Source organism: Verrucomicrobiia bacterium, from assembly GCA_019634625.1.
Lineage (GTDB): Bacteria > Verrucomicrobiota > Verrucomicrobiia > Limisphaerales > CAIMTB01 > CAIMTB01.
In genome coordinates this window covers 59,877-79,082 of the sequence record JAHCBA010000023.1, presented here as the reverse complement: position 1 = coordinate 79,082, position 19,206 = coordinate 59,877, and the positions used below count along the sequence as shown (strand labels likewise).

The window sequence follows — 19,206 nt, the reverse complement described above, 5'->3', positions numbered from 1 at the left end:
TCAGCGCAGTGCGTCGTGGAGGGGACGCAGCCGGGCGCGAAGTTTGTCCATGGCGTAGCGGTACCGGCTGGCGGCGGTGTTGAGAGGGATGTCGAGGACGTGGGCGATGGCGTCGAAGGTGAGGTCTTCCCAGAGCTTGAGCTGGAGGACGACGCGTTGATCGGGCGGAAGTTCGTCGAGGGCTTCGGTGATGAGGGCCCGTAGATCCTCGTCGGTGGGATTGGTGGATGGGGCGAAGAGTTCGGCCGGCTGGGCGGCGAGGGCGTCGTGGGCGCGGCGGCGGGCGTCGCGGCGGCGGATCCCATCGACGGCCAGATTGTGGGCCAGGCGAAGGAGGAAGCCGCGGGCGTCGCGAACTCCGGCGAGGAGGGAGGGTCGGGCGGCGAGGCGCCGAAACAGTTCCTGAAGGGCGTCGCGGGTATCGGATTCGTCCCGGGTGAAGTTCAGGAGGAACGCGAACAACGCCGGGGCGTGGGCATCATAGAGGTCCTCGATGTCACCGGGAGGCATGTCGATGGGTGGGACGCGGCCGGGTGGCTGACTTGTCTAGGAAATGGAGGGCGGAGGGAGAGAGTTCGTGGACGGTCCTCTGTTCTCCGTCTTCCGCTTTCTGCTTTCTGCTTTCTGTCTTCCGCCCCCCGGGGGATCAGGGGGCACTGGCGGCGGGGGTGCGATAGACGCGGACGTAGTCGATGAGGAAGCGCTGGGGGAAGGCTTCGGAGTCGATGCCGCGCTGGCCGCCCCAATCTCCGCCGATGGCGAGGTTGAGGATGAGGTAGTGATCGCGGTTGAAGGGCCAGGCATCGGAGCCGGTGCCCTCGTTGGCGAAGGAGAAGAACTTGTGGTCATCGACGTAGAAGTCGAGGCGGTCGGGGAACCACTCGACGGCATAGACGTGGAAGGCATCGGAGGCGGTGGGGAGGGGGAGGCGGGCGCCCTTGGCGGTGCGCTGGATGTGATTGTAGGACCTGGTGTGGATGTTGGCGTGGACGACGCCGGGGTCGTAGCCGACGAACTCCATGATGTCGATTTCGCCGCAGGCGGGCCAGCCGACCTCGCGGATGTTGGTGCCGAGCATCCAGATGGCGGGCCAGGTGCCACGGGCGGAGGGGAGTTGGGCGCGGACCTCGATGCGACCGTAGGTCCAGGCCGCCTTGCCGAGGGTCACAAGACTGGCGGACGTGAATTCGGCGGCGGCGCGGCTGCGGCGCCACGGGCCGGCGGCTCCGGCTTGAAAATCGGGATTGGGCCAATCCTCCTGGCGGGCCTCGATGACGAGGTGGCCGTTTTCGACGCGGGCATTTTCGGGGCGGGCGCGGGTGTAGAACTGGGCTTCGCGATTGCGGATGAAGCCGACCTCGTAATCCCACCTGGCCGGGTCTGGGAGGCCGGGTTGATCGAACTCATCGGCCCAGACGAGTTCCCATGGCGCTGCGGATGCGGGCACGAGGAGGGCGAGAGCGATGAAGGCGGCAGAGGCGAGGGTTGGGAGGGGTTTCATGGCACGAGGGTGATGACAGCCCACCGCGGATGAGGCGGGCAGGCAAGCAAATGGTGGGCGGCGGTGCGGGGAACGAAAAGGGCGTCGTCCGCGGGTGCGGACGACGCCCGGTGCGGCCAGCAAGGGTGCGGCTAGAGTCGGAGGAGGCGGAAGTACTGGGCGGCGGCGGACGGGGTTACCGTGACGCGGCTGGAGCCGCCTTCGGAGACGACAGGGTTGGCGACGTTGGTCCAGGCGGCGGCAGCGCCGAGGGCCGGGGAGGCCTGGAGCTGGAAGCCGGCGGCGGTGGGCCAGGAGATCTCGAGGTCGCTGCCGGCGCGACGCACCGCCAGGGTGGGCGGGGTGTCGGAGGCGAGGTGATTCGAGGTGATCTGGAGCGCGGCGAGGTAGGTGGTGGTGGGGGTGCCGGTGGTGTAGGCGGCGACGAACGAGCCGCTGGGCGGTGAGAACTTCAGGTTGTGGAAGTTCACGCTGTTGCCGAGGCCGCCCCGGGCGTCGGCGAGGAAGTAGGGGGCACCCAACTGGCTTGGGAGGGGTTGCCCGTCCGGACCGAGGAGGGTGAAGACGTAGGCGGACGGCAGGCCGATGGAACTGCCGGTGGAATTGAAGCCGACGACGATGACACCGCGTTCGGGATCGGCGGCGAGCTGGGGATGCTGATGATTGAAGGGATTGCCGCTGACGCCCTGGAGATAATGGACCTCGGGGCGGACCTGGGTGAAGGCGTAGGTGGGAGCGGGTCCGATGGAATTAAAGGCGACCTGACCGTTGGCGGTGCCGTTGCCCCAGTCGTAGGCGACGAGGAGTTCGCCGTTGAAGGGGTTGAGGAGGGCGGCCGGATGGCCTTCGGGGGTGCCTTCCGGGAGGCCGTCGGACAGGAAGGCTTCGGGGCGGGTGACCAGCCGGCCCTGGCTGTCGGGGGCAGCATCGACCACGGCGCCGACGATGCGGTTGTTGAAGGGCCAGTCGGAGCCGTTGGAGCCGTCGGTGTTGGTGAGGTAGAGGAAGGCGTCCTGTTCGGGGAGGTAGATGGCGTCCGGATCATCCTCGTCGCCGATGGGTTGGAGGATGTCGAGGCGTTGTTCGCCGGGGGTGAGGAGGTTGTCTTCGGCGTCGAAGAGCGCGCCGACCACGCCTTCGCCTTCGCCGGGGAAGGCGTATTCGGCGACAAAGAAGATGTTGCCGTTGCGGCTGCTCACGGCGAGGGCGACATCGTCGAAATTGAATTCGGCGTCGTTGCGATAGGCGAAGACCCTGGCGACGGGCGACTGGTCCCCGGCGACGGAGGCGGGATTCACGAGGGCGAACGCCGGGATGTGGGTGCCATTGAGGCCGGCGGTCCGGAGATTGGCGACCACCACGTACTGGCGGGAGACCGGGTTGAACTTCACGTCGTGGCGGGTGATGGCCCCGGAGGGATTGCCGACGATGACAAAGGGTTCGCTGGTCGGGGTGAGCGAGCGGGGATCGTAGAAGCGGCCGATCAGGGCGGCGACGGCGGGATTGCCGGTGAGCGGGTCGGTGTAGCCGCCGAGGTTGTCGGCATCGATGGTGGTGACGAGGATCTCGGGTTCGGTCGTGTGGGCGGCGATGCCGGCTTCGAGAACGCGGACATCCTCCGGGCTGGCGGCGACGGGGCCGAGGGAGCGCATGCGGGGACCGGCGGGCGGGGCGAGCGGTTCGGCGAAGTCGATCCAGGCGACGTAGAAACTGACGTCGGCGAGGTCGGCGGTGGTGTCGCTGGTGGTGACCCGGCTTTGGATCACGAAGCGGTCATTGAGGTACTCGTAGGAGAGGAAGGCGCGGGTGGCGAGGGGTTCGGTGGTGCCGGGTTCGAAGGCGGCGGGCTGGAGGATCAGGGCACCGGAGGAGCCGGTCTTGCCGGGGAGGGTCAGTTCATAGGTGCCGGTCCCGGTGCGGGTGACGGAGAAATCGCCGACGGCGCGGCGTTTGGAGGCGTCGGTGCCGACGATGTGACCGCCGATGAGGCGCTCGGCATGGAAGGGGATGTAAACGAACTGGAACTGGGACTGACCGGAGGTGGCCAGCGTTTCGGCGTCGGTGGCGGAGTCTTCGCGCAGGGTGATCAGCCAGGCGCTGCCGTCGTCGAGGGGGGCGACGCCGAGGATATTGACGTCGCTGGAGCCGTCCGTGGACGTGGCGAAGAGCATGCCATCCTCGAGGGTATTGACACCGGGGAGGCGGAGTTCGGCGAGGCCTCCGAAGATGCCGGTGTCGCTCGGGTAATCGCGCCAGCGGACGAGTCCGGCGGAGAGACCGGCGGCGCGGGAATTGGCCTGGCGCCACTGGGCGGTGCCGTCGGGGAGGAAGGCATCGAAGAGGATGGGGTTGCCGACTTCGCCGGCGAGCCAGCCCTGGTCGTAGGGGAACCAGGCCGCGGAGAACGCGAAGTTGGCTTCGGGGCTGGAGCTGGGGGTGCCGGCACTGCCGGTGATGAGGTCGAGGTTTCCGGTTCCGAACGAGCCACTGACCATGTCATAGCCGGGACCGGAGGAGGCCTGGGAGATGGCGACGGTGGGATAGAAGGGGCCCTGCCCGTCGTTCCAGTCGATGGGGCCGTTCTGGCGGGCGGTGGGGATGACGACACCGCGGACGGTGGTGGGGCGCCAGGCGTGGCTGGCGGGGAGTCCGGGCGAGTTGTCGGCGAAGTCGATGAAGCCCTGTCCCATGGAGGTGTCGGCGGCGGTGGGATCGGCGGGGGCGAGGCGGAGGGCGAAGTCGCCGCGATTGTAGCGGTTGACCGACCAGGGGATGGGGCCCTGGCCGTCGAAGCCGACGACTTCGGCCCGGCCATCGAAGCCGGCATTGCTGCCGCGGGCGATGACGTTGACGGCGGTGACGGAGGAATTGGGGTAGGGACCGGGGGCGGAGCCGCCCTCGGGGACGACGACTTCGGGGCCTGGAGGGGCCGCGAAGGCTGGCAGGGCGAGGAAGGTTGCGAGGATCAACGGCGCGGCGTGGGGCCGGGATCGGAGGGAATGTCGGTTCATGGTTGTGTTTCTGGGAACTCGACTGTCGGGACCGGCCGCCTTGGTGGGCGGGGGACCCGATGGCGAGAACCGGTTTTCTCACCGGGGCCGGGAATGGCTGTCGAGCGGAAAGACCCGGTGGAACAGGGTTGTCACGCGGATTTCAACCGTGCGTGAAGGAGGTGGGTGCCTCCCGGAGTTGTGGGTGAGGAGGCCGCGAATCGGGGGGACGAGTGCTGCGAGTTCTCAACCCAGCGCTTCCCACGGTTGCGGCCTCGTGGAACCCGGCCCTCCGAAGCGACGCTTCGCGACGTTCGCGTTTCTCCCCACAGCTTGCATGGGTACGGCTTAGCGGCGTTTCCATTCGCGGGCGGGAGGTTCGGGGAGGCCGCGAATGCGGTAGGAGGTGCGGAAGTGCATTTTGGCGACCTTGGGGAGGGCCTCCTCGCCGTGGCGTTCGATGAAGGCGCGCCCGGCGTCCTCGACCTCGCGGGAGGCGCCTTTGGGGAGGTGGATGTCGAATTCTTCGCCGAGGCGCTTGAGCCGGCGCAGGAACTCTTCGCGGGCGAGGATGGAGGCGGCGGCGACCGCGGCGTCGGATTCGGCCTTGTGGCGCTGGACCAGTTCGAAGGAGCGTCCGAGGGAGAGGAGGGCCTTCTCGATGGTTTCCTTGTCGCTGGCGAACTGGTCGCTGATGGCGCGGACGGGGAGGGGATCCATGCGGTGACGGAGGCCGAGGAGGTTTTCGATGACACGGGCGTGGCCCCAGGCGAGGACGCGGTTCACGGAGCGATTGAGGGCGTACATGCGGTTGTAGGCGCCGGGGCCGATGGGGACGACGGTGTGGACGCAGCCGGGGGTTTTGCGGATGCGGTCGGCGAGGCGCAGGACCTGGGCGTCGCTGCCGACGCTTTTGGAGTCACGGATGCCGGCATCCTTCCAGGCTTCGAGGACGGCGGCGTTGACGTACACGCCGGCGATGCAGAGGGGGCCGAAGAAATCGCCCTTGCCCGATTCGTCGATGCCGAGGCGCGGGGCGAGGCGGTCGGGATCGAGGACATCCTCGTATCCGAGGCGGGCTTCGCCGAGGACCCGGGGTTCGAGGACGAACTGGACGAAGTCCTGGGTGCCCTTGCCCTGGACGACGAGTTTGCCGGATTCGTAGAAGGTGACGTTGAAGTCCTTGCGGACGCCGCTGAAGCGGGCGTAGGGGACCTGGCGCAGTTCGAAGGTGCCGTCGCGGACGATGGCTTCGAGGGTTTTGGCCTGGGGGGGCGTGAGTTTGACCGTGTAGCTCGTCGGAGCGGGCACGACGAGAGGGAAAGGAACGGGTGGGACGGCGTCGAGCCGGAATCGTGGGGTGGGGTGGATAGGGAGGCTCACGCTGAAGCGTGTACACCCAACCGTTCTGGCAGGGCGGGGACGTGGGGGCACGGGGTTGGCCGTCGTTCGTTGGGTGTGCATGGGTGAGCGTGGTGGGTTGGATAGGGAGGCTCACGCTGAAGCGTGGACACCCAACGGCTTGCTGAAAGGGGGGTGACGGTGTGGGATGGGGAGGCATGCGAGCATCTGGATGGATACGGAGGACTGGCGGGATGGGGTGGCTGGGAGCGGCGGGGGCGGGGATGGCGGCGATTTTGGGGATGGCGGCGTGGGGTGCGGATCGGCCGGGATCGGGGACGCTCATGGGGCGTCCGGAGGCCTGGTTTGCCTCGGTGGAGGCGGTGGAGATGGGGGGGCGGGTGCTGAGTCACCAGACGGCCCGGGGCGACTGGCCCAAGAACATGAACACGGCGGCGGCGTTCGCGGGACCGGGGCGTCCGGAGCGGGGGACGTTCGACAACGGGGCGACGGTGGGAGAGATCCGGTTTCTGGCGCGGCTGGCCCGGGTGACGGGGGAACGACGGTTCCGGGAAGGAGTGGAACGTGGGTTGAGCCACATCCTGGATGCGCAGTATCCGAACGGAGGCTGGCCGCAGTCGCATCCCGCGGGTCCGGGGTATGGGAGGCACATCACCTTCAATGACGGGACGATGGTGGGGTTGATGGAGTTGATGCGGGAAGTAAGCCGTTCGGAGGATTTCGGATGGCTTGGGCAAGCGTGGCGGGGACGTGCGGCGGAGGCTTTCGAGCGGGGGGTGGAGTGCATCCTGAAGTGCCAGGTGCGGGTCGGGGGGCGGCTGACGGTGTGGTGTGCGCAACACGACGAGATCACGCTGGAGCCGCGCCCGGCGCGGACCTACGAACTCGCCTCGCTCAGCGGGGGCGAGAGTGCGGGCATCCTTCTGTTGCTGATGAGCCTGGAGGAGCGTGGAGCCAGGGTGGAGGAAGCGATCCGCGCCGGGGTGGAATGGTACGAGAGGGTGAAGATCAGGGGGATCCGGGTGGAGACGCGGGACGGGGACCGAAGGGTGGTGGAGGATGCCGGAGCGCCGCCGTTGTGGGCACGGTTTTACGAACTGGACACCCTGCGGCCGCTGTTTGCCGGGCGGGATGGGGTGGCCCGGTACCGGCTGGCGGACATCGAGCAGGAGCGCCGGGCAGGTTATGCGTGGTATGGGAACTGGGGGGAGCGGGTGTTGCGGGCGGCGGGGCGGTGAAGGGACGGGAAGGGACGTGGCTGGGAGGTGGGGGCAAAGCGCCGGTTGCGGTTCAGGCGGTGTGGGAGGACGCCCAGGCGCGGAGTTCCTGGATGACGATGCCGAGGACGCCGGCGGAGCCGCGGAACCGACCGGAACCGCGGGGTTGATTGTCGCGGGTCCACCATTCGAAGAAGCCGTTGTGGCGCAGGACGCGGGTCACCATGGGTTTGAGATCGAGGTAGGCGTCCTCGACGAGGCCGGCCCTGAGGAGTTGACGGATCAACCGGCCACCGAACCAGCACCAGTCGCCACCGTTCTGGTACGACCAGGCGCCCATGCCGGGATTCTTGAAGAAGCCGTCCGGATACGGCGGGTACACGGTGAGTCCGAGGCTGGCGGCGCCGGCGCGGCGGACGTTGTCGCGCATGGCGGCGAGGGAGCGGACGATTTCCTCCCGGGAGAGGAGATCCGCCTCCATGGCGACGGCGGTGCCTCCGTGGTACCAGATGGCGTCTTCGTCGAAGTCGGGCGGGAACGGCGAACCGGCGAGGTACACGTGGGGTTTGAACTTGCCGCGTGGGGCATCCCAGAGGTGGCGTCGGATGCCGGCACGGACCCGGTCGCCGACGGCGGTCCAGCGGGCGGCGGCGTGGGGGCGGGCGGGCGGCAGGGAGAGGAATTCGCGGAGGGCGACGAGGAAGAGGGCGTTGTCGTAGATGTCGATGGCCCGGTGGGAATGTTCATCGAGTTCGACGCCCCAGGGATGTTCCGGCTGGACGTCGCCCCAGTCCACGGTGGTGGCGCCCCAGAGGAGATCGTGGTCGGGGGACCAGCGGTCCTTCATGAGGTAGTCGAGGGCATGTTCGAGGCGATCGAGGATGGGAACGCCATCGACGGGGAGGCGGAGGAGTTCGGTATCGCCGGTGATGCGGACATAGCGGGCGACCGCCTGGACGAGGGAGGATTCCTGGTCGGTTTCGACGGTGTTCTTGTGGGCGAGCAGTCCGGGAGCGAGGGGGGAACGGCGGTAGCGATAGCCGACGCCGGCCTTGGCTTCGGGGATGAAGCCATCGACGATGTTGCCGTCGTCGCCCTGGAACTTGAAGAATGTGATCAGCGCCTCGCGGAGGGGCGGGGCGGGATTCACCTGGAGGGCGAGTTCGATGAAGGTGTTGAGATCACGGATCCAGACTTCGCCGTAACCGTCCCCGGCATTGAGGCCGGTGCGGAGCAGGGCGCGGGCCCGTTCGAGGAACGTGTCGAGTTCCTCGTCCTCGAGGATGCGTCGGGCCAGGCGGATCGAGGGGGAATCGGCGGCGAGCGAGCGGGGGATCCGGTTCCGGGCGAGGGCGACAAAGGAAGCGAGGGCGGCCACGCGGCCGAGAAAGCGCCGACGCGGAAGGGAAACGGGAGCGGGTGGGGAGGGGGCGGGTCGTTTGGGGAGGAGCATGGGATGAGGTGGACCGGGGCGTGCCGTCCGGTCAAGGGTTGTGCCGCGGAAAGGGCATGGGGACGGGGCATGGAACCGGGGGGGAGAAAGGCCGAGGGGCCCCGCGTTGGACTGTCGGTGGCGTCCGGCCGAAGCCTCCGCGTCACCCATCGTACCGGGCAGGGCCCCTATCCGCGTTGAAGGAACACGAATGGGAACGAACCCGCTCACCGGATTTTGGCGGGGACTGACCGCGGGCTGGCGGGGGCGCATGTCAGTTCTTCGGTCTGAGTACGAGTCTGCAGGAGGGAGAAGAGGTGTGGGGCACTGGGTTGAGGACTCGCGGAGCTCGTCCCTCCGATTCGCTGCCTCCTCACCCACGATTCCGGAATGCAAGGGTGACCCGGGTTTGCCCTGGCGGGGCAAGTGGGATGTAGTCGGGGGCATCGCATGAAGCTGACGCACGGACATCACCTGGCCTACTGCACGAACATTCACCGGGGCGAATCGTGGGAGGACGTTCAGGCGGCGTTGCGGCGTCATACGCTGGCGGTGCGGGATCGGGTGGGGAAGGCCGGGGTTCCGTTTGCCATCGGGCTGCGATTATCGGATCGCGCCTCGCGGGAGCTGGCCGATCCGGGGGCGCTGGACGAGTTCCGGCGGTGGCTGGACCGGGAGGGGTGTTACGTCTTCACGATCAATGGATTTCCGTACGGGGCGTTTCACGGCACGCGGGTGAAGGAGCAGGTGTACGCCCCGGACTGGACGACGCCCGAGCGGCTGGCGTACACGAACCGGCTGTTCGATGTGCTGGCGGCGTTGCTGCCTGAAGGAGTCGAGGGGAGCGTCAGCACGGTGCCGGTGTCGTTCAAGGGGTTTCATCTGGACGGGCGGGCGCGTCAGGCGGCGCGGGACAACCTGTGGCGCTGCATCGAGCATCAGGAGCAGGTGACGCGGCGCAGCGGGCGGAAGCTGCATCTGGGACTGGAACCGGAGCCGTTCTGCACGCTGGAGACGTCGCTGGAGACGGTGGCCTTTTTCGCGGAGATGCGGGCGGACCGGCCGGGGGATCTGCGGTTGCGGGAGCATCTCGGGGTGAACTACGACTGCTGTCATCTGGCGGTCGAGTATGAGATGGCGGATGAGGCGCTGGGGCGGTTGCGGCAGCACGACATCCGGATCAGCAAGATCCATCTGAGCAGTGCGCTGCGGGTGTGGCCGACGGCGGAGACGCGGGAGGCGTTGCGGGCGTTTGCGGACGAGACCTATTTTCATCAGGTGATCGAGCGGGGAGAGGACGGGACGCTGCGGCGGTGGGTGGATCTGCCGCATGCGCTGGCGGAGCACGAGGAGCGGCCGGGTCCGGCGCGGGCCGAGTGGCGCATTCATTTCCATGTGCCGCTGCACCTGGGGGACGGGCCGCTCTGGGGAAGCACGCGGGATCATGTGTTGGGGACGCTCGACTGGCTGAAGGCGCATCCGGACGCCTGCCGGCACCTGGAGATGGAGACCTACACGTGGGAGGTCCTGCCGGCCGAACTGAAGAGCCGGTCGGTGGTGGACCAATTGACGGAGGAGTATGCGTGGACCCTGGCGGCGTGCCGGGTCCGGGGTCTGGCGGCTGGCTGACGGCTTGCGTCGGGGCGGTGGGGCGATTCACCGTTGGGTGCGTGCGAACTGTGAGGAAGCCTACCGGCGTCGGGCATTGGATTGGGATGGGGGCGGCGATGGTGGCGATGGCGGGTCCGGGGTGCGGCACGGCGTCCGCCCAGATCGATCCGGTGGAGCGGAGGCTGCTGCATCTCGGGTACAACCAGCCCACCGAGGGGAAGAGTCCGCTATCGGTGTATGCCTTCTACCTGCACAACCAGACGAACTTTCTGCGGCCCGACTGGACGTTGCGGGCGGCGGTGGCGCCGGTGTGGCTGGACGCCGAGCTGGGGTGGGCCGGGTTGCTGGGGGAGCGGACGGATGTGGGGTTGATCCTGGCCGGGGGCGGGTTTGCGCGGACCTATAACGAACTGCGTCGTGGGAAGTGGGAGCAGGGGGAAAGTTTCACGGGGCATGGATTCACGGTGGGGAGCGCGGTGTATCACCGGTTCAATCCGGGGCAGCGACTGCCGTTGAACGGCGTGGTGGCGGTCACGGCGGAGGGGAGTTACTTCGAGCGGGACGACGAGACGGCGCGGGATTTCGAGTTGCCGCGTGATCATGTGGCACCGGTGGCGCGGGTGGGGTTGCGACTGGGGGGGCGGGAACCGGATTTGCGGTCGCCGCTGGCCTTGGAGGTTTCGACCTGGTACGAGGGCCAGTGGCGGATTGACGACGACCGGTACGGGTTTGCCGGGGACCGGCGCCTGGAGGAGATGAGCCACCTGGCGTGGGCGAGAATACTGGGGCGATGGACCAGTTCCGAGCATCGGCACGACGTGGAGTTCAGCCTGACGGGCGGGACGGGCACCGGGCTGGACCGGTTTTCCGTGTACCGGGTGGGCGGGATGCTGCCGTTTGCGAGCGAGTTTCCGCTGATGATCCCGGGGTACCTGTACCAGGAGTTTTCGGCGCGGAACTTCCTGCTGCTCAGCGGCAACTATTCGTTTGCGGTCGTCCCGGAATCCTCATGGCGCCTTGCGGTGTTCGGGGCGACTTCGAGCATGGCGTACCTGGAGGGACTGGAGTACCCGGGGAGTTCGCATTCCGGGGTAGGGGGGGGGATCACCTGGCGGGCGCCGCGGAAGGACTGGATTGTGAGTGCGTTTTACGGGCGGGCGTTCGATGCGATCCGCGGGGAGGACCGGGGGGCCGACCTGTTCGGGCTGGTGTTGCAGTACGATTTCCGGCTGCAGGGGGGCTGGGAGCGGTACCTGGCGCCGTCGCAGTTGGGCAACGACGTCCTGCGGTTGTTTGGGCGGTAGGGCGTTGGGGGCGTCGCCGGCCGGGGTTCACCCGATGCGGGCGCGGTCTTCGGGGGCGCGCCCCATGGGGTCGCCGGGCTGGACATCGAAGGCGGCGTGGAACGCGTCGAGGGATCAGAGACCCAGTTGGCGCAGGGCGGGTTCGAGGGCGTTGGCCCAGCGGCGGTAGCCTTCGGTGCTGAGATGGAGGGCATCGGGCATGACCTCGCGGGAGAGGGTGCCATCGGATTCGAGGAAGGCGGGTGCGAGGTCGAGGTAGCGGACCCGATCGCCATCGGCGAGGCGGCGGAGGCGCTGATTGATGCCGAGATTGTTGATGCGGCCGGGATCCCAGGGGGAGGCGCCACGGGGGAAGATGCCGAGCAGGAGGACGCGGGTATCGGGGGATTGTTGGGCGAGGAGTTCGAGGATGCGCTGGACGCCGGCGGTGACGTCATCGGGATCCTGCATGAAGTGGCCGGTGTTGTTGGTGCCGATCATGACCACGGCGGCCTTGGGGCGATGGGGGGCGACCGGGTTGTGGGTGAGGCGCCAGATCACGTGTTCGGTGCGGTCGCCGCTGAAGCCGAGATTGAGGGCCTTGCGGGAGGCGTAGAACTCATTCCACACCTCGCGTCCGGCGGTTTCCCAGCCCTGGGTGATGGAGTCGCCGATGAAGACCAGTTCGGGACTGGCGGCGCGGGTTGCCTCGCGCTTTTCCTGGTCGCGTTTGCGCCACCAGGGTTCGTCGGCGCGGGTGGCGGGGATGACGGCGGAATTGACGGCGTAGAAGCGGCGGAGGTCGGCGGTGCGCTGTTGGAGGGCGGCGAGGATGGGCGCGTATTCGGGGTCGGCATGGAGGCTGCGCAGTTCCTGGGGATCCCGCTCGAGGTCGAAGAGCTGCCATTCGCGGGTGCGGGGGAGGAAGAACGTCTTGAAGCGGTCGGTGCGGATGCCGTCGTGGACGGGCACTTCATGGACGGCGGCGTTTTCGTAGTAGGCGTAGTAGATGGCATCCCGCCAGTCGGCGGGAGGGCGACCCTGGTTGAGGAGGACCGGGAGGAGGCTGCGCCCCTGGACTTCCTGCGGGACGGGGAGGCCTGCGGCTTCGAGGAAGGTGGGGGCGTAGTCGATGTTCTGGATGAGGGCTCGGGATTCGGTGCCGGGCTGGATGCGGCCGGGCCAGCGGATGAGGAAGGGCATGCGGAGGGACTCCTCGAACATCCAGCGTTTGTCGTACCAGCCATGTTCCCCGAGGTAGAAGCCCTGATCGGAGGAATAGATGACGATGGTGTTGTCGCGGAGGCCGGTGCGGTCGAGGTGATCGAGGAGACGTCCGACGCTGTCATCGACCGCCTGGACACTGCCGAGGTAGTCGTGGAGGTAGCGTTGGTATTTCCAGCGGGTGATTTCGGCATCGCTGAGGGTGCTGGCCTGCATGCGGTCGATGAAGGCCTGGTTTTCGGGGCCGTAATGGGCGTCCCAGGCGGCCTTCTGGGCCGGGGTCATGCGGGCATACTCGCCCATGGGGAGGCCGCTGAGGAAATGGTTGGGGAAGAGGTTTTCGCCGTGGAACTTCATGTCGTGGCCCCAGTAGAAGTGCCGGGCGATGGTCATTTCCTGTTCCTTGAGGAGGGCCGAGCGTCCCGAGTAATCGTCGAAGAGGGTGTCCGGTTCGGGGATGCTGCCGTGGGGGTAGCGGCCGAAGTGGCGCGGGTGGGGGGACCAATCGCGATGGGGGGCCTTGTGCTGGGCCATGAGGAGGAACGGGCGGGAGGGGTCGCGTTGCTGGAGCCACCCGATGGCCTGGTCGGTGACCAGATCCGAGACGTAGCCTTCGTAGCGTTTGCGGCTGCCGTCCATCTGGATGAAGTCCGGGTTGTAGTAGCTGCCCTGGCCGGGGAGGATTTCCCAGTGATCGAAGCCGGTGGGGTTGCTGGTGAGGTGCCATTTGCCCACGAGGGCAGTCTGGTAGCCGGCCTGCTGAAGGGCCTTGGGGAAGGTCCACTGGGAACCCTCGAACCGATCGCCATTGCGGCGGAATCCGTTGACATGGCTGTGCTTGCCGGTGAGGACCGATGCGCGGGACGGTCCGCAGATCGAGTTGGCGCAGAAGGAGTGGTGAAAGACCATGCCCTCACGGGCGAGTCGGTCGAGGTGTGGGGTCTGGTTGATCTTCGAGCCATAGGCGCCGATCGCCTGGAGGGCGTGATCATCGGAGAAGATGAAGAGGATGTTGGGCGGCTGGGTGGCGCCGGGAAGCGACAGGGTGCCGGTGGCGAGCAGCAGGAAGATCAGGCGTCGCATGGGGTCAGCCTATCGGGGCTGTGGGGACCGGCTCAACCCCGGGTTGTCGACGATGGGGAGGGGGAGCGGATGGGACGGATCGGACGGATCGGACGGATCGGACGGATCGGACGGATCGGGCGGATCGGGCGGATATCGGGGGATCAGCGGTAGAGGAAGCGCTTGGGAGGGGGTGGGGAGGGGGCGGATGGGGCGGCATGGGGGTTCCCGGTCGGTTCCAACTGGTCGAGGCGGATGACGGCGCCGAGGAAGAACCAGGTGAGCACGCCGAGGGGGATGCCGATGAAGGGTGAGCCGATGGGGAAGGTGATGGCGGCGATGAGGAAGGCGCAGACGGCCCCGAGGGCGAGGGTTCCGACGCGGTCGAGCCGGCGGCGGAGGAGGATGCGGGTGCCGTCGAGGAGTCCGGCGATGAGCAACCAGGCGACCACGCCAACGCCGACGATGCCCATTTCGGCCATGGTCTTGCCGAGGTCGCCGTCCACGCCCCAGACCTCGAACGGTCCGAGGTAGTGGGCGAGGGACATGGGGTAGCCGACACCGGCTTTGCCGAGGCCGCCGCCGAGGAGGCCGCTTTCGAGGAGGTACCGGAGCCCGGGGGCCCAGACGACGTAGAAGCGGCCCCAGATGGCATCGAGGTCGAGGGTTGCGAGGCGATGGAGGACGCCCCCCTCGGTGGCCTGGACGGCCAGGAGGAGGCCGGCGGTGAAGGCGCCGCCCAACCAGAGCATTCCCAGGCTGAGGCGGCGGTGCCAGGCGATCACGAGCAGGCCGAGGCCGAGGGCGAGCACGGCGCTGCGGGCGCCACTGAGTGCCATGCCCCAGCCGATCACGAGGGCGAGGCCGACGAGGAGCAGTTTTTCGAGGCGGCCGACCGACCGGTCCGTGAGGAGGGCGGACAGGAACAGGAGGCTGACGGCCATGGTTCCGCCGAAGGCGCCGGAAGAGATGAAGGTCGAGAAGCGCCGCAGGACGTGGCGACCGTCCTCGTCCACGTAGCCTTGCCCGCGGGTCATCAGTTCGAAGTAGGGGTCGAGGGCGCGCATGGCCTCGACCTCTTCGAGGGTCTGGCGGGTGGCATAGAGGCTGGTGATGGCCGACAGGAGGATGATGAGGAGGAAGTATCCGTGGAGCTGGCGGTGGGAACCCACGATGTGATAGCCGAGCCCGAACATCAGGGTGGCGAAGACCCAGCCGCGGACGGCGGCGAGCGCGACCAGGAACGGGGCTCCATGGGGCAGGACCATGGAGAGGGCGAACCAGACGGCGATGACGCCGTAGAAGCACTTCATGGCCTGGCTGGCGCGGCCGGGCGGGAACCAGGCGGCGGCGGAGGGCAGCCGGCTGAAGGCCATCGCCAGCGCCGCCAGCAGCGGCAGGTCGAAGAGGAAGGTGGCGACCGGGTGCCGGATCTTGAGTTTCAACCACCCGTGAAAGAAGCCGATGACGATGGCCAGCACGACGGCGGCGTTGGTGAACGGGGCGGTCCGGAAGAGTTCACGCCATCCCGATTTCGGCGCGGGGGCGGGGTTGGGGGCCCGTGGGGTGCGGGAAGGAGTTGTGCGATGGGCCTCCACGGGCATCGGAAATCGACTTTGGCAGAGTCGGCGAATGGGTCCAATGGCGGAGATGGGGGAATGCACCGTTCATCGGGGCTTCCCCGTGTCGCGCCTTGCGCGGGGACGGGCGGATCAGGTCGGATCGGCGGGGTGGAGAGCACGAGCGGGATGAGCCAACTGGATCCGGAAGGGGAGGAGCAGCTTCGTCGTGCGGCGTGTGCCGTGGGGGCGGGGCGGGCGGGGCGCCACATCTTCCTGTGTGTCGATCCGGCGGAAGCGAAGTGCTGTGACCGATCGGTGGGTCAGGCGGCGTGGGAGCATCTGAAGGGCCGGCTGAAAGCGATCGGGAACAGGGCCGGGGGAGGCGTGCTGCAACGGACCAAGGCCGGGTGTCTGCGGATCTGCAGTCATGGACCGGTGGCGGTCGTGTATCCGGAGGGGGTCTGGTACCACTCGTGCACCTCCGAGGTGCTGGACAGGATCGTGGACGAGCATCTTATCGGGGGGCGGGTGGTGCAGGAGTATGTCATTCCGGGGACGATGGAGCCTCCCTGCGCGGGGCTGATGGGGTAGGGGTTCTGGCGGGCCTGGCCTTGCGGAGTTCGGCCCTCCGAACGGAGAGAGATGGGGGGGCGATTTCGATTTCGGATTCGGGTGGGGGGCGCATTCTTGGCGGCGATGAAGATCGATGCGCACCAGCATTTCTGGCGGTACGACGCGGTGGAGTATCCGTGGATTGCCGCCGGTTCGGCGCTGGAACGCGACTGGTTGCCGTCGGATCTGGCGGCGGTGCAGGGACCCCTGGGTTTCGATGGATCCATCGCGGTGCAGGCGCGTCAGTCGGTGGAGGAATCGGAATGGCTGCTGGGGTTGGCGGAGGCCGACCCGCGGATTCTCGGGGTGGTGGGCTGGGTGGATTTGCGGAGCGAACGGGTGGGGGAGGAACTGGAGCGGCTGGGGCGGCATCCGCGCTGGGTGGGGGTGCGGCACGTGGCGCAGGACGAGCCGGACGACCGGTTTCTGGTGGGGGAGGATTTCGTGCGCGGGGTGAGCGGGTTGCGGGAGCGGGGCCTGGTGTATGAGATCCTGATTTATCCGCGGCAATTGCCGGCGGCCCTTGAGCTGGTGGGGCGGTTGCCGGAGCAGGCGTTCGTTCTGGACCATGCGGCGAAGCCTTGCATCCGGGAGGGGACGATGGAGCCGTGGGCCTCGCAGATGCGGGAGTTGGGGCGGCACACCAACGTGAGCTGCAAGGTGAGCGGGCTGGTCACCGAGGCGGACCCTCGAACGTGGCGTCCGGGGGAACTCCGGCCGTATCTGGACGTGGTGGCCGAGGCGTTTGGGCCGGAGCGGCTGATGTTCGGGAGCGACTGGCCGGTGTGTCTGCTGGCGGCGGGGTACGAGCGGGTGGTGGAGGTGGTGGAGGAATTCGTGGCGACCTGGGACGGTCGCCAGCGGGCGGCGCTGTTCGGGGGGAACGCAGCCCGGGTGTACGGGCTTGCGTCGCGGGGGGGGCCGCCGGACGGGGGAGGGGTCGCGGCGGGCGGGGGTGAGGGCTGACGGGGATGCGGGCCGGGTTTCAGCCGTCGAGGGTCCAGCCGGGGCGGTATTGGCGGCTGAGGTACTGATTGGCCTCGGGGACGTTGGTGACGCGGCCGCGTTCGCCGTCGTACTCGAGTTTCTTGCCGACGCGATGGGCGACGAGGCCGAGCATCATCTGCTCGGTCATGGTGCCGTTGTAGTCGAAATTGCAGGATGTCTTGAGGTTGCCTTTGCAGGCATTGATCCATTGGGTCTGGAAGTTGCCCATGGGCGGGATGAGGCGGTCGGGGGTGCGGGGACGGTAGTAGGTGAGGTCGGCGGCATTGCCGAGGGGGATGAGGAGGCGGGCGTTGAACTCGGCGACGAGGGCGCCCTGGGTGCCTTCGAAGAGGGCGCCGTGGCCGATGCGGTTGAGGTCCACCCAGGGGGCGGGGGAGGCGGGCATGGCGCCGCCCTGATACCAGGAGACCTTGATGGGGGGGCGCCAGTCGTTGGCGGGGTTTTGGAAGTGCATTTCGAGGCGGACGGGACTGACCTCGGGGTGGTAGGGATCGCCGGTGGCCTCGGCGGTGGTGGGGAGGCCGGCATCGATGGCATTCCAGGCGAGGTCCATGGTATGGGCGCCCATATCGCCGACCTGCCCGGTGCCGAAGTCCCAGTACATGTTCCACTGGAGGCAGTTCATGCCGGGCCCGCCGGAGAAGTAGCCTGGGTTGTAGGGGCGATCGCCGGCGGGGCCGAGCCAGAGATCCCAATGGAGGTGGGGTGGGGGACTGCCGGACGGGGGGAGGTATCCGTCGCGGGGGAGCTGGCGGTTGCCCCAGGCGCTGACCTCCTGGAGTTCGCCGATGGCGCCATCGAGGACGAGTTCGCGGACGCGGTTGAAGTTTTCGTATTCGTGGCGCTGGGTGCCGACCTGGGTGGCGAGGCGATGACGGTTCTTGAGATAATTGGCGCGGACCACCCGGGCCTCCTCGACGCTGTTGGCGAGGGGTTTTTCGCAATAGACATGCTGGCCGCGGTTGAGGGCCCAGTTGGAGACGAAGGCGTGGTGATGATCGGCGGTGCTGCAGATCACGGCATCGATGTCCTTCTGGTCGAGGCAGCGGCGCCAGTCCACGTAGGTTTTGGCGCCGGTGAAGCGTTTGGCGGCGTTGGCGAGGTGGTGTTCGTTGATGTCGCAGAGGGCGACGATGTTTTCGTTTTCGATGGCCTTGTAGTGGGCGAGGGCGCGACCCCAGACACCGATGAGGGCGATGTTGAGGCGGTTACTGGGGGCGTTGGCGCCGAAGAGGCTGAGTTTGGGGAGGATCAGGCAGCCGGCGCCGAAGGTGGCGGTGGAGGCGAGGAAGTTGCGGCGTTTCATGGGAACGATGGTTCTTGGGATCTGGAGAGCCATTGGGCTGCGGGCAAGAATCGCACGATTCGGGGGCGGGATGTCCATGTTTTTGCGGTGAAGGGGCACATGGGGTGGGTGCCGCTTCGTGCTTTCCTTCCGGGGGGAAACACCCTTTCCTCCACGGAGTCCGAATTGAATTCCTAACTCAACTCCTATCCCCATGAAGCCTCGATGGCCGCGACCTGACCCGGGACCTGACGAGAGGTCCGGCGTGGGAGCGGTTTTGGGGCCTCGGTTTTGCCTACCATGAGAAGCATCAGACAGCGACGGAATGCCGGTTGGTTCGGAGCGGGTGCGGTGGCGGGTTGCCTGGCGGCGGCGGCTGGGGCGACGGCGGCGGTGGTGATCACGGAACGGGACGCGTTTCTGGGCCTGGTGCAGCCGGGTTACTACGAGGAGACGTTCCAGGGGGTGGCCCGTGGATTGCTGCCGGCGGAGGCGGATGACGACTTCGCGGTGCCGTTTGTGGGGCCGGGCGGATGGTTCACCTACACCGTTGAGGAGGAGCCGTTCGAGCTGACGACCCAGAATCAGCTCTGGGTCACCGCGCGGGAGACGCCGGAAGGCGACGAGATCGCGGGAACGCGGGCCCTTGGCACGCTGGTCGATTTCACGGGCATCCGGATCACCTTCACCAGCGGCAACGTGACGGCCATTGGCGGGGATTTCTTTCTGACCGACGAGGCGGGCGACCCGCGGGGGACGGGGTCCATCACGCTCACGTTGAGCGACGGAACGTCGATTTCGGTGAACAGCCAGACGACGGCGTCCCAGCGGTTTGTGGGCTTTGTGGCGGAAGGGACGGAGACGTTCACCTCGCTGATCGTGAATCCGAACGAGCTGTTTACCGGGCATTACGTCACGGTGGACAACCTGCTGGTGGGTGCGGCGGTTCCGGAACCGGGGGCGATGGGTTGGATGGCGGGGTTGGCGCTGGCGGGGTACGGCGGGTGGCGCCGCGTGCGGGCCGGTCGAGCGGGTAACGGGCGTGCGGTCGGGTGAG

General features: G+C 67.7%; 14 protein-coding genes. 6 read left to right on the top strand and 8 right to left on the bottom strand.

Annotated elements, in window-relative coordinates:
• The 4 genes from KF833_14530 to KF833_14515 all read right to left on the bottom strand — a co-directional run bounded on the left by KF833_14530 (position 1) and on the right by KF833_14515 (position 5,955).
• On the bottom strand, positions 1-510 hold the full coding sequence (locus KF833_14530; GenBank protein ID MBX3746521.1) for a sigma-70 family RNA polymerase sigma factor: 510 nt from the start codon (positions 508-510) through the stop codon (positions 1-3).
• A gap of 136 nt (positions 511-646) precedes the next feature.
• Complete coding sequence (locus KF833_14525; protein ID MBX3746520.1) at positions 647-1,501, bottom strand: glycoside hydrolase family 16 protein; 855 nt, start codon at positions 1,499-1,501, stop codon at positions 647-649.
• 131 nt (positions 1,502-1,632) lie between these two features.
• Positions 1,633-4,512, bottom strand: coding sequence for a hypothetical protein (locus KF833_14520; protein ID MBX3746519.1), 2,880 nt, complete (start codon positions 4,510-4,512; stop codon positions 1,633-1,635).
• Positions 4,513-4,839: 327 nt separating this feature from the next.
• The gene (locus KF833_14515) at positions 4,840-5,955 is read right to left on the bottom strand and encodes a ribonuclease HIII (GenBank protein MBX3746518.1); all 1,116 of its coding nucleotides are present in this window, start codon (positions 5,953-5,955) and stop codon (positions 4,840-4,842) included.
• Between the two features lie 131 nt (positions 5,956-6,086).
• Here KF833_14515 and pelA point away from each other — a divergent pair, with 131 nt between their 5' ends.
• Positions 6,087-7,091, top strand: coding sequence for a pectate lyase (gene pelA, locus KF833_14510; protein ID MBX3746517.1), 1,005 nt, complete (start codon positions 6,087-6,089; stop codon positions 7,089-7,091).
• Between the two features lie 52 nt (positions 7,092-7,143).
• On the opposite strand, the gene KF833_14505 is transcribed toward pelA, so the two are convergent.
• Complete coding sequence (locus KF833_14505; GenBank protein MBX3746516.1) at positions 7,144-8,523, bottom strand: hypothetical protein; 1,380 nt, start codon at positions 8,521-8,523, stop codon at positions 7,144-7,146.
• Between the two features lie 429 nt (positions 8,524-8,952).
• On the opposite strand from KF833_14505, the gene eboE reads away from it, so the two are divergent.
• Complete coding sequence (gene eboE, locus KF833_14500; protein ID MBX3746515.1) at positions 8,953-10,131, top strand: metabolite traffic protein EboE; 1,179 nt, start codon at positions 8,953-8,955, stop codon at positions 10,129-10,131.
• Between the two features lie 41 nt (positions 10,132-10,172).
• Positions 10,173-11,417 (top strand): hypothetical protein, encoded by a 1,245-nt coding sequence (locus KF833_14495; GenBank protein MBX3746514.1) that lies wholly within the window; start codon positions 10,173-10,175, stop codon positions 11,415-11,417.
• Between the two features lie 114 nt (positions 11,418-11,531).
• Here the strand turns inward: KF833_14495 and KF833_14490 are convergent, their stop codons facing one another.
• Positions 11,532-13,703 (bottom strand): sulfatase-like hydrolase/transferase, encoded by a 2,172-nt coding sequence (locus KF833_14490; protein MBX3746513.1) that lies wholly within the window; start codon positions 13,701-13,703, stop codon positions 11,532-11,534.
• Between the two features lie 143 nt (positions 13,704-13,846).
• Complete coding sequence (locus tag KF833_14485) at positions 13,847-15,286, bottom strand: hypothetical protein (protein MBX3746512.1); 1,440 nt, start codon at positions 15,284-15,286, stop codon at positions 13,847-13,849.
• A 198-nt stretch (positions 15,287-15,484) separates the two neighbouring features.
• On the opposite strand from KF833_14485, the gene KF833_14480 reads away from it, so the two are divergent.
• Positions 15,485-15,835, top strand: coding sequence for a (2Fe-2S) ferredoxin domain-containing protein (locus tag KF833_14480; protein ID MBX3746511.1), 351 nt, complete (start codon positions 15,485-15,487; stop codon positions 15,833-15,835).
• A gap of 105 nt (positions 15,836-15,940) precedes the next feature.
• Positions 15,941-16,822: an amidohydrolase family protein gene (locus KF833_14475; GenBank protein MBX3746510.1), complete on the top strand. Its 882-nt coding sequence runs from the start codon at positions 15,941-15,943 to the stop codon at positions 16,820-16,822.
• 19 nt (positions 16,823-16,841) lie between these two features.
• Here KF833_14475 and KF833_14470 read toward each other — a convergent pair whose 3' ends face one another.
• Entirely contained in the window at positions 16,842-18,203 is a 1,362-nt protein-coding gene (locus KF833_14470; protein ID MBX3746509.1) for a Gfo/Idh/MocA family oxidoreductase, read from the bottom strand.
• 246 nt (positions 18,204-18,449) lie between these two features.
• Between KF833_14470 and KF833_14465 the strand changes: the two genes are divergently transcribed.
• Positions 18,450-19,205, top strand: a complete 756-nt coding sequence (locus KF833_14465; GenBank protein ID MBX3746508.1) for a hypothetical protein — start codon at positions 18,450-18,452, stop codon at positions 19,203-19,205.
• Position 19,206 lies beyond the last annotated feature (1 nt).

Bases quoted from the DNA above. Each gene is read 5' to 3' on its own strand.
- KF833_14530 (MBX3746521.1), bottom strand. From the start codon at position 510: ATGCCTCCCGGTGACATCGAGGACCTCTATGATGCCCACGCCCCGGCG.
- KF833_14525 (MBX3746520.1), bottom strand. From the start codon at position 1,501: ATGAAACCCCTCCCAACCCTCGCCTCTGCCGCCTTCATCGCTCTCGCC.
- KF833_14520 (MBX3746519.1), bottom strand. From the start codon at position 4,512: ATGAACCGACATTCCCTCCGATCCCGGCCCCACGCCGCGCCGTTGATC.
- KF833_14515 (MBX3746518.1), bottom strand. From the start codon at position 5,955: ATGCACACCCAACGAACGACGGCCAACCCCGTGCCCCCACGTCCCCGC.
- pelA (MBX3746517.1), top strand. From the start codon at position 6,087: ATGGGGTGGCTGGGAGCGGCGGGGGCGGGGATGGCGGCGATTTTGGGG.
- KF833_14505 (MBX3746516.1), bottom strand. From the start codon at position 8,523: ATGCTCCTCCCCAAACGACCCGCCCCCTCCCCACCCGCTCCCGTTTCC.
- eboE (MBX3746515.1), top strand. From the start codon at position 8,953: ATGAAGCTGACGCACGGACATCACCTGGCCTACTGCACGAACATTCAC.
- KF833_14490 (MBX3746513.1), bottom strand. From the start codon at position 13,703: ATGCGACGCCTGATCTTCCTGCTGCTCGCCACCGGCACCCTGTCGCTT.
- KF833_14485 (MBX3746512.1), bottom strand. From the start codon at position 15,286: ATGCCCGTGGAGGCCCATCGCACAACTCCTTCCCGCACCCCACGGGCC.
- KF833_14475 (MBX3746510.1), top strand. From the start codon at position 15,941: ATGAAGATCGATGCGCACCAGCATTTCTGGCGGTACGACGCGGTGGAG.
- KF833_14470 (MBX3746509.1), bottom strand. From the start codon at position 18,203: ATGGCTCTCCAGATCCCAAGAACCATCGTTCCCATGAAACGCCGCAAC.
- KF833_14465 (MBX3746508.1), top strand. From the start codon at position 18,450: ATGAGAAGCATCAGACAGCGACGGAATGCCGGTTGGTTCGGAGCGGGT.